The sequence below is a fragment of the Nostoc sp. genome, from assembly GCF_036917435.1.
Classification (GTDB): domain Bacteria; phylum Cyanobacteriota; class Cyanobacteriia; order Cyanobacteriales; family Nostocaceae; genus Nostoc.
This window is the reverse complement of record NZ_JBALDM010000043.1, coordinates 67,519-79,779: the sequence shown is the minus strand read 5'-3', so window position 1 is coordinate 79,779 and position 12,261 is coordinate 67,519. Positions and strand designations below refer to the sequence as shown.

Genomic DNA, 12,261 nt, shown 5'->3' with positions numbered 1-12,261 from the left:
AGCCCATGACCTTGGATAAACCTAATCAAGGTGCAACTTCCGAAGAATGTGCCGCTAGAGTAATGGAAACAGTTCCATTAGTGATGCGGTTTATCCGAGCGGATATGCGTGCCCATAGTGCCGCTTTTTTATCTATACCTCAGTTGCGATCGCTAGCATTTATCAATCGCAATCCTGGCGCTTCATTGTCTGACTTGGCAGAGCATTTAGGTGTCACTTCTGCCACGGCATCAGCAACGGTAGAACGCTTGGTACAACGCGATTTTGTGAAACGCTGCGCTCATCCTCAAGAGCGGCGGCGGGTGCTGCTCAATTTAACTGAAGATGGAAAACACCATCTCAAGCAATCTCAAGATCAAACTCGCGCTCATATTACCGATTTGCTGAAAGGTCTTTCAGAAGACCAAATTTCCAATATTGAAGAAGGCTTAACTCTACTAAAAAATGTCTTCGAGAAAACAGAACTCAAATCCCCATAACTCTGAGGTTGCACAGCACGATCCCTTTGCAGCCTTTAAGTTTCGAGACTATCGGCTATTTACCATTGGACGGTTGGCGCTGTTCGTGGGATCGCAAATGCAAACTGTAGCTATCGGCTGGGAACTTTATGAGCGGACTAACTCAGCGATCGCTTTGGGCGGTGTTGGGCTAGCGCAAGTCTTGCCGATGATTCTTCTCACCTTGATTACGGGACATGTGGCCGATCGCCGCGATCGCAAAGTCACGATCTTAATGTCAGTGAGCTTGCTAGCTCTCTGCTCACTAGCTTTAGGGGTACTTTCTTATACTAAAGGTGCAGTTTTTCTAATTTACGCCTGCTTAGTATTAACAGGTGTCGCTAGGGCATTCCTCAAACCAGCCAGTGATGCCTTGATGTGGCAATTGATACCTACCAGTGCTTTTACCAATGCAGCCACCTGGAATAGTAGTAGCTTTCAGTTAGCCGCAGTCATCGGCCCAGCCTTCGGGGGATTTGGCATTGCGCTACTAGGAAATGCTACAGGGGTTTATGTATTAGCTGCGATCGCCGCGTTGCTGTGTTTTCTTTTAACACTGGCGATTAAAGAGCAAAAAGCTATCCGTACAAAAGAGCCAATCTCACTCAAAGCGCTTGCTGCTGGTGCTAAATTTGTTTGGCAGAATCAGTTGATTTTAGCAGCGATTACATTAGATATGTTTGCTGTATTGTTAGGTGGTGCGATCGCGCTTCTCCCCATTTTTGCCAAAGATATTTTACACGTGGGGCCAGTGGAATTGGGATATCTCCAAGCAGCCCATTCCATCGGTGCTTTGACTATGGCCATTACCCTGGCGTATTTACCACCGTTACGCAAAGCTGGCCCCGCCTTATTATGGTCAGTGGTTGGCTTTGGCGTTGTCACAATTATCTTTGGACTCTCTCGTTCATTTTGGCTATCTATGTTAATGCTAATTCTTGGTGGCGCACTAGATAGTATTAGCGTTGTGATTCGCCACACATTAGTTCAAATCAGAACACCGGATCATTTACGCGGTCGGGTTGCTGCTATTAATAGCGTGTTTATTAGTGCCTCAAATGAATTAGGGGGCTTTGAATCAGGCTTGACGGCAGCTTTATTTGGCCCAGTGATTTCTGTTGTGGGTGGCGGAATTGGCACAATTGTAGTGGTGATTGCTACGGCCATGATTTGGCCGGGAATCCGTAAATTAGGAGCTTTGCAGGAATACAAATGAAAACCACTGGTATTCATCATATAGCTATTATTTGTTCTGACTACGATCGCTCCAAAAGGTTTTATGTCGAAACTTTAGGTTTTTCGATTATTCAAGAGACTTTTCGCGCCGAGAGAAATTCTTATAAATTAGATTTACTAGTGGGAGAAGATGCTCAAATAGAGTTATTTTCTTTTCCTAATCCTCCACAACGATTTAGTACTCCAGAAGCTTGTGGTTTAAGACATCTTGCTTTTAAAGTCGATGATATTGAGGAAACTGTTTTTTACTTAAACTCACAAGGTGTCGAAACGGAAAATATCAGAATTGACGAAATTACAGGTAAGAAATTTACTTTTTTTAAAGATCCAGATAATTTACCATTAGAAATTTATGAAAATTAAGGTTCAATATGATTATCAGAGGATATAAAATATCTGATACCAAAGAAATCATGAAATTATTTTACGATACAATTCATGAAATCAATATTTGTGATTATACTCAAGAACAAGTCGATGCTTGGGCAACAAAAAATATTGATTATGAAGTTTGGCACAAAAGATTACAAGCCAAGCTTCCCTACATCGCTGAAAAGAATGGTGAAATAGTTGGGTTTGGAGAATTAGAAGCAGATGGTCACATTGATTGTTTTTATTGTCATAGCAAATACCAAAGACAAGGTATTGGCTCAAAACTCTTAATTTATATAGAAAATACTGCAAAATTGCAAGGAATTAAACGACTTTATGCAGAAGTAAGTATTACTGCAAAGCCATTTTTTGAAACCAAGGGGTTTAGCGTAGTTAGGGAACAGCAAGTGGAACGGCGGGGAGTTTGGTTGAAAAACTATGTTATGGAAAAATACTTATGACTTTTGATAATATCTGTAAATTTTTAGCTGAAAATTTCTCTAGTGACTTCGCCACTTGGTTATTAGGCGAACCCATTACTTTAACCGAACTAAGCCCAAAAGAGTTATCTCTCGAACCCATTCGTGCTGATGCTCTAATTTTGCTACAGTCAGAGCAAAACATCTTACATCTGGAATTTCAAACCCAACCCGATGCGGAAATTCCTTTTCGGATGATTGACTATCGATTGCGAGTGTATCGCCGTTTTCCAGACAAAACAATGCACCAAGTTGTAATTTATCTCAAGCAGACAAATTCAGATTTGGTGCAACAAAATACATTTACAATTGCCGGGACACGCCATGAATTTGGAGTTGTTAGACTTTGGGAACAACCAACCGAAGTATTTTTGAGAACACCTGGACTGTTACCCTTTGCGGTTTTGAGTAGTACAATTGATCCAGAAGCCGTGCTTAACCAAGTTGCACAGGAAATTAATAGTATGACAGAATCAAGAAGTCAAAGTAATATTGCTGCTTCCACAGCGATTTTAGCTGGTTTAGTATTGGACAAAGAGGTTATTAGACGAGTCTTGAGGTCAGATATTATGCGCGAGTCAGTAATTTATCAAGATATTTTAGAAGAAGGCAAAGCTGAAGGCAAAGCTGAAGGCAAAGCTGAAGGCAAGGCTGAAGTGGCAAGCAACCTTTTTAATACTGGTATGCCATTAGAACAGATAGCAAGATTAACAGGGTTATCTATTGACCAGTTACAGTATTTGCAGGTAACTGAGTCTGATGATTCCAAATAAATAATCGGTGCAGGTTGACTGCACCGATTGCACAATTTATATTTCATTGCACCGGACGTTTCCCTCACGCCAATGCTGATGCTTGGGGCTTGGCAAAAATCATTCTTCCTGCGGTGGTTTGCAAAGCACTGGTGACTACTACTCGTATTTCACCACCTACATAACTGCTGCCTTCTTCAACAACTACCATTGTCCCATCATCTAGGTAGCCAATACCTTGACTAGGTTCTTTGCCTTCCTTAAGAATTTTTAAATCAAGGTTGTCGCCAGGTAAATAACTAGGACGGACGGCGTTCACTAAATCATTCACATTCAAAACAGGCACTTTCTGAACGCTGGCGACTTTAGACAAGTTGTAGTCGTTGGTTAGCAATGTACCACTAATCTCTTGGGCAAAACGTACTAATTTAGCATCCACTGTGGGAATATCTTCGTAGTCAACTGAATTAATCAGGATGCGATCGGGATAATCTTCCTTAATGCGGTTGAGAATTTCTAGTCCTCGCCTTCCCCGCACCCGCTTTTGGTCTTTACTAGCATCGGCTACTTGTTGGAGTTCTTGCAAGACAAACTGCGGTACGAGAATTTGCCCTTCTAAAAACCCTGTTTCTAGTAGCGCTTCAATGCGACCATCGATAATGCAGCTGGTGTCTAAAACTTTGGTATTAGCTGGTTTTAGCGTTCCTTCCACAACCATCGATTCGACAGTGTTGGGATTAATGAACCGCAATAAGCCCCGCCCGTGGGTATCTGCCAAGTTCATACCAGTGACGGAGAGGATAATACTACCGACAACTGCCACCAGTGGTTTAATAAATCCAAAATCCGCCGGGATAGGTAGTAAGAATAATGGGGCTAGCATCAGGTTAGCTAGCAATAACCCAATTACTAAGCCAATGGCACGAGTTAAAATCACTTCCAGAGGCATTTCTTTGACTTGTGATTCTAGGCGGCGATATGTCGTCTGGAAACTCAGCCCGATCGCACCACCAATAATAGCGCCAAAGACGGCAATAACTAAGCGTAAAGCTTCAAGATTTGTTACCTGATCTAACGTGCCATTAGGTAGTAGTTCAATGCTGTAGAACCCGACTCCCGAAGCTGCGAGGATAAATGAGAAAATGATAATTGCGTCTAGCATGGTTATTTTGTTTTCCTGCAACTGTGTTCACCGATAAAGTTAAGTATTTTTTATTTCATCGGTAAGATAAACTCATCAATATTGACTTACACTAAGGGTTTAGGCTGACAATATCTGCAATTATTATAACTAAAGGCTTTTATCTTAATATTTTTCATTGTTTCTTTGTAAAACGATAAAAATTTGTAAATAAACTACTCATTTTGTCAGAATTCAGAATCCAGAATCCAGAAGTCAGAATTAAGAAGACTTTGATACCCAAACTTAATAATTTTAATAAAATCAAGAAGTTATTACACGCTTGATTTTACAATTGTTCTGGCTCCTGACTCCTTACTCCTGAATTCTTGCCTCATTTTTATTGTCTCTAATTCGCAGTTGGCTTAACTTCAAACTTTTCTCAAAATGAGTCAAAAATTTAGTGTTTCTGGAATTGCGAGTTCTGCTTACGTGCATATTCCCTTTTGCCGGCGGCGGTGCTTTTATTGTGATTTCCCGGTGTTTGTTGTGGGCGATCGCTTGCGAGGCGAAACATCTGGTACTATCTCCCAATATGTTGAGGTGCTATGTCAAGAAATTGCCATGACACCAGCTTTTGGCCAACCCCTAAAGACAATTTTCTTCGGTGGTGGTACTCCTTCGCTGCTATCAACGGAACAGCTACAACGGATAGTAACAGAATTGGAGAAGCATTTTGGTATTGCAACTGGTGCAGAGATTTCTATGGAAATTGACCCAGCTACCTTTGATTTAGCGCATATAGCAGGCTATCGCAGTGCAGGCGTGAACAGGGTAAGTCTAGGTGTCCAAGCGTTTCAAGGAGAATTATTGCATAGGGCAGGGCGATCGCACTCAGTTGAAGATATTTTCGCAGCTGTGGAGTTAATTCACCAAGTCGAGATTCCCGAATTTAGCTTAGACTTAATTTCTGGGTTGCCGCATCAGTCTTTGGATCAATGGCAAGATTCTCTAACAAAAGCAGTGGCACTTTTACCCACTCACATTTCTATCTACGATCTTACCATCGAACCAGGTACAGCCTTTGGTCGTTACTACAAACCTGGTGATATTCCTTTGCCTACGGATGAAGCCACAGTCAAAATGTACCAGATGGCGCAGCAGGTTTTGACTGGCGCAGGTTATGAGCATTATGAGATTTCCAATTATGCTCAACCTGGTCATCAATGTAAGCATAATCGAGTGTATTGGGAAAACCGCCCTTACTACGGCTTTGGAATGGGTGCGGCGAGTTATGTTGACGGGAAACGCTTCACTCGTCCGCGCAAGACTAGGGGGTATTACCAATGGGTGGAAGCTGGCGGCGTGATTGATTGTGATGTAACTCCCCCAAAGGAAGTATTGTTAGAAACGTTGATGTTGGGGTTGCGTTTGGCGGAGGGTTTGAGTTTGGCGGTGTTGGCGGAGGCGTTTGGCGAAGAGAAGGTGGAGGAGATTTGCAGGTGTTTGCAAGGGTATTTTGATAAAGATTGGGTGGAAGTTTCAGGGGGAAGGTTGCGTTTGATTGATCCCCAAGGGTTTTTGTTTTCTAATGTGGTGTTGGCGGAGTTGTTTGAGAAGTTGGGATGACGAACCGCAGAGGCAAGGCAGCGCGGTCTTGGGGGTTTCCCTCATGAGCGACTGCCGCGCAGAGTTCGCAGAGGGAGGAGGGGATTTATGGAGAAAGATAAAGTTAGAAAGGCTGTGATTCCGGTTGCTGGTTTTGGAACTCGGTTGTTTCCAGCTACTAAAGTTGTGAAAAAAGAACTTTTCCCGATTATCGATCGAGATGGTAGAGCAAAACCTGTGATTGTTGCGATTATTGAAGAGGCAATTAGTGCAGGAATTGCAGAAGTCGGAATTGTGGTACAACCGGATGATAAAGAAATATTTGCAGATTTATTGAAAAATCCACCTAAAAAAGAACTTTTTGATAAACTTTCACCACAGAATAAAGAATATAGCCGATATCTCGAAGATTTAGGCAGCAAAGTTACTATCTTATTGCAAGAGGAACAATTAGGTTATGGTCATGCGGTATTTTGTGCCAAGGATTGGGTGCAAGATGAGCCGTTTTTGCTAATGTTGGGCGATCATATTTATGCATCTGATATTGAAAAATCTTGTGTTGGTCAAGTTTTAGATGTTTACAAACAAGTTAATCAAAGTGTTGTGGGTTTAAGTACAATGCCAGCAAAAATTATTCATAAAGCTGGTTGTGTAACAGGATTTTGGCAAGAGATAAACTCGATTTTGTCAGTTACACAACTCTATGAAAAACCTACTATTGAATATGCACAACAAAATCTGCGTGTAAAGGGAATGTCAGAAAATGATTTTTTAGGTATATTTGGTTTGTATTTACTAACGCCGAAAATTTTTGATTTTCTAGCAGAACATATCAAGCAAAATTTGCGAGAGCGAGGTGAATTTCAGTTAACATCATGTCTGGAAATATTGCGTCAGGAAGAGGGAATAACAGGATATATTGTTAAAGGTAACTGTTTTGATACAGGTTTGCCAGATGTTTATCGTCAGACAATGATTGATTTTAGAAATTTCTAGATTAATCTTAGTTAAAAAACAAAACAAAACAAAAAGATCCCCGACTTCTTCAAGAAGTCGGGGATCTGAGCGTCTCAGTAGCCTTTAATTACGAATTACGAATTACGAATTATGAATTATTTTGCAACAGTTGCTCGCGGATTAGAAACCCTGGCGGCTCAGGAGTTAGAGCAACTGGGTGCCGATTCTGTAGAGCCAGGATTTTGTGGTGTCGCCTTTGAGGGCGATCGCACTCTACTTTATCGCGTCAATCTCTGGGCTAGGCTGCCGTTCCGAATCTTGGTAAATATCCGTGAGTTTCCTTGCGAAGATGCTGAGGATCTCTATCGCGGCATCCAAACCATTGATTGGCAAAACTATTTAACGCCAGATATGACGCTGGCGGTGAATGTCACGGGCAAAAACAAACACCTCAACCACAGCCATTTCACATCTCTCCAGATCAAAAACGCGATCGTGGATCAGCAGCAGGAAAAGCTTGGTGAGCGTTCAAATGTAGAACTTCATGAACCAGATGTGCGGGTGAATGTTCATATTGAACGCGACTTTTGTACCGTCAAACTCGACAGTTCTGGAAATAGTCTGCACCGCCGAGGCTATCGCCCTGCGGTTGGAACAGCCCCTTTAAAGGAATCTCTAGCTGCTGCCCTCATTCAACTTTCCGGTTGGCAACCAAACCAGATGTTCTACGATCCTCTGTGTGGATCTGGGACTTTACCTTTGGAAGCTAGTTTAAAATCACTGAATATAGCACCAGGATTGTTTCGGGATTCCTTTGGATTTGAAAATTGGCTCGATTTTGATCTGCCCCTTTTAGAAAAGCTGCTCCAAGAAGCTAAGGATAGTCAACTTGATACCCTTCCCGCACCTATTTGGGGAAGCGATCGCGATGAAAATATAATTGAGCAGGCGATTAACAATGCTCAAAATTGCGGCGTTGATAATCATGTCTGGTTTTCTCAAATGGAACTTGCTGATGTTGTCGCCCCCGCAGACAGTGGAATTTTATTGTGCAATCCACCTTATGGCGAACGCCTGGGGCGAGATAGTGATTTGGGGGAATTTTACAAACTTTTGGGTGATGTCTTGAAACAACGCTTCAAAGGCTGGACTGCATTTGTGCTGAGTGGGAATAAGGAACTATCTCAATCCATTGGGCTGAAATCATCCAAACGGATGGCGGTGTACAACGGAACTATACCTTGTCAGTTAATGAAATATGAACTCTACTAAGAGCGATTTGTAGCATGGTTTAGCGATCGCTCTTTTCCAGTAGGGGCAATTCATGAATTGCCCCTACTACGTGTAATTTTGCATAATTCCTGTAAAAAATACATTGCCTCAAAATTTAGCGATGTGCTGTATTGTCGGGGTTTGTGAGAGCGGCGATCTAAACCTCCTGCTGCGTAACATTGGCTGTCTCACATATAAGCTGGTGAAGTTTTTAATACAGCTTCAGAAATTTAAATATAGCTAAAAAAGCTTAAAACCTATTCTGAATATACATTTTGCGAGTTAAGCTCAAAAAATTTAAAAAAAGTGCCAGTATAATCGGTGACTGACGATCTGCAATTTATTTATCGCTAAGAGGCAATTTATGTCAGACCAATTCACCTTTACTGTTACCAATGAAACCGAACAGGGAATTACGGAGTTGTGGGTATCTTTGGATGATGAAGATTGGGCTTCATTTACCTTGAGTGACGAAGGAATTCCATCGGGTGAAACAGTAACCATTGCCTGGGCTGAATATACCAATGATTCGCCCTGTGAATGGTATATCTCTGCTGTATTTGAAGATGAATCAGAAACAGAGTCAGCCCTGTTTAACTTCTGCGAAGAACCAGCTTTAACATTCGGATAAATTTCCCACTGCGATCGCGCTTGATAGACATTTTCATCTCGACTCCACACATAAAAACAAAAGCCCTACCTAGAAAATATCTAGCTGGGGCTTAATAAGCTGAGAAATTGTTTAGATAGGATATCCTTCTAGCAATTTACGTTAATGTACCCTCTACTTATTTTGTTACAAGTATTTCAATCGTGTTTCGCTAATGAAATTTCTATTGCGAATCTAAGGTTTTGAAATGCTCCTCAACAATAGACATCTCCTAAAATTAAATATGCATTACCTAGAACCCTTTGTAGGGACAATTCATGAATTGTCCCTACGCCTTTTCTAGAGATGTCTAATACTTATGTACTATTAAATGGCGATCGCATTGTGCCAGTTGCGTAAGTCTTATACTACTTAAATAATTGTTGTTAGATGTTGTACCAAATCTGCTGCTTGTCTTACACCCTCTATTCGCTCCACAGGCTCACCTTGCTTAAAAAGTACTAGGGTTGGTAGGGCAGAAATTTGATACTTGCCAGCTAATTCTGTGTATTTTTCTGTGTCAATTTTGACAATCCGCAGGCGATCTTTGAGTTGGGCATTTACTTGCTCTAAAATTGGCACCATCATTTGACATGGGCCACACCATTCAGCATAAAAATCCACTAATACAGGTACATCAGAATCAGACAACATCTCTTCAAAGCTGTTAAATTGTTTTTTAGTTGCCATGTGACACACGCCGATTTTCAATTATTTCTTTCAATGGTAATTCTTAGAAAAGAAAATCGCTATAGGAACGTGGGTTTTTCTTGGTAAAAGATTACATTAGTTAATATAGATCAACATTATTAAATAATTCTAATAAAATCCACATATTCTTCTTATTTATGTATAAAAATTAAAATTATTTTTACTAACCAAAGAATTATACATCTGAATTTATTTACGTAGTTAGGTAAGAGGCAATAGGCAACAGAAAAGAAGGCTATTTGAGTTTTTTCAAAAAGCAAAGATGAGTTCGATATCTAGCTAAAAACGACGTATAAGGTTATATATTTATCATCTAATTTGCATTATCCTAGCAAGATTGTCGTGTCCCACTAGTTAGATTTTATTCAGACAATATTTATATGTTCCCTAAATCGCCATAAGATAATTAGCGCGGTATTTCTAAGATCGAGGGACATTAAATGACACTATTAAAAGATAAAGTCGCAATTGTCACAGGTGCTTCACGGGGAATCGGGAGAGCGATCGCAATTGAATTAGCCTCACAGGGAGCGATCGCAGTTGTTAATTATGCCAGTTCGAGTGCAGCAGCCGAGGCAGTTGTTACAGAAATTACAGCAGCAGGAGGTGAGGCGATCGCTATTCAAGCCGATGTATCTAAAAGCGATCGAGTAGACACACTAGTTAACACCGTCATGGAAAAGTTTAAGCGTGTGGATATTTTAGTTAATAATGCAGGAATTACCCGCGATACACTGCTTTTGCGTTTGAAGCCAGAAGATTGGCAAGCTGTGATAGACCTTAACCTGACTGGTGTTTTCTTATGTACACGTGCCGTCAGTAAAATCATGCTAAAGCAGCGATCGGGTCGAATTATTAACATTACCTCGGTTGCTGGGCAAATGGGCAACCCAGGGCAATCCAACTACAGCGCCGCCAAAGCAGGAGTCATCGGCTTTACCAAAAGCGTTGCCAAAGAACTGGCTACTCGCGGCATCACCGTTAACGCCGTCGCCCCTGGATTCATCGCCACCGACATGACTAGCGATCTCAACAACCCCGAAGATATTCTGAAATTCATCCCTCTCGGTCGCTTCGGTCAACCCGAAGAAGTCGCTGGGATGGTGCGCTTCCTCGCCGCCGATCCCGCCGCCAACTACATTACCGGACAAGTTTTCAACGTCGATGGTGGCATGGTAATGGCCTAAATAGTGCTGAGTTAATAGGCAGGAGGCAGTTTTTCTTCTGCCTCCTGCCTTCATTAATAAATAATTGAAGCTTAGGGATTGTTTGTAGTTGACGCTTTAAGGCTAAAGCGCCAACTACAAACTTATTAAATCAAATTTGACAGACAACTTATGAAAACAGACTCTATTTTTTATCGTTTATTTCAAACTTTTCCCAGTGCTTTTTTTGAATTAATTAATCTGCAAGCATCAGAAGCAAATGCATATAATTTCGCTTCAGTAGAATTAAAACAAACAGCATTTTGTATCGATGGAGTCTTTCTTCCTGTTGCTGACACTAGCAGTCAGCCGATTTATTTTGTAGAGGTTCAATTTCAAAAAGATAACGAATTTTACGCTCGTTTATTTTCAGAAATATTTCTCTATTTACGACTTTATGCACCTACCACAGATTGGCGAGCAGTAGTTATATTTCCTCGCCGTAGCCTTGAACCAATTCAAGTACAAGCGTATAGAGTCTTACTCGAAAGCAAATTAGTAACGCGATTATATCTAAATGAGCTTGGAGAAGTAACTGAACATTCATTGGGAGTTGGTATCATTAAACTAGTAGTTATAAATAAAAAAGAAACTCCCCTATTAGCCAGAAATTTGATTACAAAGACACGCTTAGAAGTGGTGGATCAAGCACTTAAACAAAAAGTGCTAGATTTAATAGAAACAATAGTAGTCTACAAACTACCGCTTATCAGTCGTCAGGAGTTGATAAAAATGTTTGGACTCGATAATTTTGACATCAAAACTACCAGAATCTATGAGGAAGTCCGTGATGAAGTCATTGAGGAAGTCCGTGATGAAGTCAGGCAAGAACAGACTCTAGAAGTTGTCATACGTCTGCTGCGACGACGCATTGGTAATTTGAGTCAGCAATTGCAAGATAGCATCAGTCAGTTATCTACCGAACAGCTAGAAAATCTAGCGGAGGCACTGTTAGATTTTTCCACAGAAGAAAATTTAGTTGCTTGGTTGAAAGACAATTCAACACAGGCTTGAATTTTTGGTGGACTAGCCAAACAATTTTTGGTTTGGGATTTTATATTGATTCCATACCTGTTAGCGTAGTCTTTCCGCTCTTTAAGGAGTTGCTCTGAATAAATAATTTGAGATTTTGGATAATACTAGAACTTACGCAAACAATAGACGAAACCCTTATTTAAAGGTAGGGGCAATTCATGAATTGCCCCTACCACGTGTAGTTTTGCGTAAGTCCTAAATACAATTCTTCTTTCGTTTAAATTTATGATTGCTCCCGGTATGGACGCTGCGCGAATAGACCTTTTTAAATTTTGAATCTTTACAATCCAAAATCTAAAATCTAAAATTCATTTGAGGTATAACTATATACCATAGAAAAATAATAGTAGGGCTAGCATTGCAATGCC

At 40.8% G+C, this 12,261-nt stretch carries 13 protein-coding genes; 11 read left to right on the top strand and 2 right to left on the bottom strand.

Going from position 1 to position 12,261, the window contains the following annotated elements; translation table 11 throughout:
* Positions 1-5: 5 nt before the first annotated feature.
* Genes V7K98_RS21550 through V7K98_RS21530 form a run of 5 tightly spaced genes read left to right on the top strand, consistent with a single transcriptional unit; the run spans position 6 to position 3,357 of the window.
* A complete protein-coding gene (locus tag V7K98_RS21550; protein WP_335025490.1) occupies positions 6-479 on the top strand; it encodes a MarR family winged helix-turn-helix transcriptional regulator in 474 nt (157 codons plus the stop codon).
* Positions 445-1,713: an MFS transporter gene (locus V7K98_RS21545; protein WP_335025488.1), complete on the top strand. Its 1,269-nt coding sequence runs from the start codon at positions 445-447 to the stop codon at positions 1,711-1,713. Before V7K98_RS21550 ends, V7K98_RS21545 begins: the two co-directional genes overlap by 35 nt.
* Positions 1,710-2,096 (top strand): SMU1112c/YaeR family gloxylase I-like metalloprotein, encoded by a 387-nt coding sequence (gene gloA2 / locus V7K98_RS21540; RefSeq protein ID WP_335025486.1) that lies wholly within the window; start codon positions 1,710-1,712, stop codon positions 2,094-2,096. Before V7K98_RS21545 ends, gloA2 begins: the two co-directional genes overlap by 4 nt.
* Before the next feature lie 8 nt (positions 2,097-2,104).
* Positions 2,105-2,566 carry a GNAT family N-acetyltransferase gene (locus tag V7K98_RS21535; RefSeq protein WP_335025483.1) on the top strand — a complete coding sequence of 154 codons (462 nt, stop codon included), beginning with the start codon at positions 2,105-2,107 and terminating at the stop codon, positions 2,564-2,566.
* On the top strand, positions 2,563-3,357 hold the full coding sequence (locus V7K98_RS21530) for an Rpn family recombination-promoting nuclease/putative transposase (protein ID WP_335025481.1): 795 nt from the start codon (positions 2,563-2,565) through the stop codon (positions 3,355-3,357). Before V7K98_RS21535 ends, V7K98_RS21530 begins: the two co-directional genes overlap by 4 nt.
* A 64-nt stretch (positions 3,358-3,421) precedes the next feature.
* Here the strand turns inward: V7K98_RS21530 and V7K98_RS21525 are convergent, their stop codons facing one another.
* Positions 3,422-4,498, bottom strand: coding sequence for a PIN/TRAM domain-containing protein (locus tag V7K98_RS21525; RefSeq protein WP_335025479.1), 1,077 nt, complete (start codon positions 4,496-4,498; stop codon positions 3,422-3,424).
* A 405-nt stretch (positions 4,499-4,903) separates the two neighbouring features.
* On the opposite strand from V7K98_RS21525, the gene hemW reads away from it, so the two are divergent.
* The 4 genes from hemW (at position 4,904) to V7K98_RS21505 (ending at position 8,924) form a co-directional block, all read left to right on the top strand.
* Positions 4,904-6,085 carry a radical SAM family heme chaperone HemW gene (gene hemW, locus V7K98_RS21520; protein ID WP_335025477.1) on the top strand — a complete coding sequence of 394 codons (1,182 nt, stop codon included), beginning with the start codon at positions 4,904-4,906 and terminating at the stop codon, positions 6,083-6,085.
* An 87-nt stretch (positions 6,086-6,172) separates the two neighbouring features.
* Positions 6,173-7,060: a UTP--glucose-1-phosphate uridylyltransferase gene (locus V7K98_RS21515; RefSeq protein WP_335025475.1), complete on the top strand. Its 888-nt coding sequence runs from the start codon at positions 6,173-6,175 to the stop codon at positions 7,058-7,060.
* 111 nt (positions 7,061-7,171) lie between these two features.
* On the top strand, positions 7,172-8,293 hold the full coding sequence (locus V7K98_RS21510) for a THUMP domain-containing class I SAM-dependent RNA methyltransferase (protein WP_335025473.1): 1,122 nt from the start codon (positions 7,172-7,174) through the stop codon (positions 8,291-8,293).
* A 364-nt stretch (positions 8,294-8,657) separates the two neighbouring features.
* A complete protein-coding gene (locus tag V7K98_RS21505; RefSeq protein ID WP_335025471.1) occupies positions 8,658-8,924 on the top strand; it encodes a hypothetical protein in 267 nt (88 codons plus the stop codon).
* A gap of 390 nt (positions 8,925-9,314) precedes the next feature.
* Here the strand turns inward: V7K98_RS21505 and trxA are convergent, their stop codons facing one another.
* On the bottom strand, positions 9,315-9,632 hold the full coding sequence (gene trxA, locus V7K98_RS21500; protein ID WP_335025469.1) for a thioredoxin: 318 nt from the start codon (positions 9,630-9,632) through the stop codon (positions 9,315-9,317).
* A 461-nt stretch (positions 9,633-10,093) separates the two neighbouring features.
* On the opposite strand from trxA, the gene fabG reads away from it, so the two are divergent.
* Together fabG and V7K98_RS21490 are read left to right on the top strand one after the other, a co-directional pair.
* Positions 10,094-10,840, top strand: coding sequence for a 3-oxoacyl-[acyl-carrier-protein] reductase (gene fabG / locus V7K98_RS21495; protein WP_335025467.1), 747 nt, complete (start codon positions 10,094-10,096; stop codon positions 10,838-10,840).
* Positions 10,841-10,990: 150 nt separating this feature from the next.
* Positions 10,991-11,872, top strand: a complete 882-nt coding sequence (locus V7K98_RS21490; RefSeq protein WP_335025465.1) for an Rpn family recombination-promoting nuclease/putative transposase — start codon at positions 10,991-10,993, stop codon at positions 11,870-11,872.
* Positions 11,873-12,261: the final 389 nt, after the last annotated feature.

What these genes read in the sequence shown, in the direction of transcription:
- V7K98_RS21545 (WP_335025488.1), top strand. Translation starts at nt 445, where the DNA reads ATGTCTTCGAGAAAACAGAACTCAAATCCCCATAACTCTGAGGTTGCA.
- V7K98_RS21550 (WP_335025490.1), top strand. Translation starts at nt 6, where the DNA reads ATGACCTTGGATAAACCTAATCAAGGTGCAACTTCCGAAGAATGTGCC.
- V7K98_RS21505 (WP_335025471.1), top strand. Translation starts at nt 8,658, where the DNA reads ATGTCAGACCAATTCACCTTTACTGTTACCAATGAAACCGAACAGGGA.
- hemW (WP_335025477.1), top strand. Translation starts at nt 4,904, where the DNA reads ATGAGTCAAAAATTTAGTGTTTCTGGAATTGCGAGTTCTGCTTACGTG.
- V7K98_RS21525 (WP_335025479.1), bottom strand. Translation starts at nt 4,498, where the DNA reads ATGCTAGACGCAATTATCATTTTCTCATTTATCCTCGCAGCTTCGGGA.
- V7K98_RS21530 (WP_335025481.1), top strand. Translation starts at nt 2,563, where the DNA reads ATGACTTTTGATAATATCTGTAAATTTTTAGCTGAAAATTTCTCTAGT.
- V7K98_RS21490 (WP_335025465.1), top strand. Translation starts at nt 10,991, where the DNA reads ATGAAAACAGACTCTATTTTTTATCGTTTATTTCAAACTTTTCCCAGT.
- trxA (WP_335025469.1), bottom strand. Translation starts at nt 9,632, where the DNA reads ATGGCAACTAAAAAACAATTTAACAGCTTTGAAGAGATGTTGTCTGAT.
- gloA2 (WP_335025486.1), top strand. Translation starts at nt 1,710, where the DNA reads ATGAAAACCACTGGTATTCATCATATAGCTATTATTTGTTCTGACTAC.
- fabG (WP_335025467.1), top strand. Translation starts at nt 10,094, where the DNA reads ATGACACTATTAAAAGATAAAGTCGCAATTGTCACAGGTGCTTCACGG.
- V7K98_RS21510 (WP_335025473.1), top strand. Translation starts at nt 7,172, where the DNA reads ATGAATTATTTTGCAACAGTTGCTCGCGGATTAGAAACCCTGGCGGCT.
- V7K98_RS21515 (WP_335025475.1), top strand. Translation starts at nt 6,173, where the DNA reads ATGGAGAAAGATAAAGTTAGAAAGGCTGTGATTCCGGTTGCTGGTTTT.
- V7K98_RS21535 (WP_335025483.1), top strand. Translation starts at nt 2,105, where the DNA reads ATGATTATCAGAGGATATAAAATATCTGATACCAAAGAAATCATGAAA.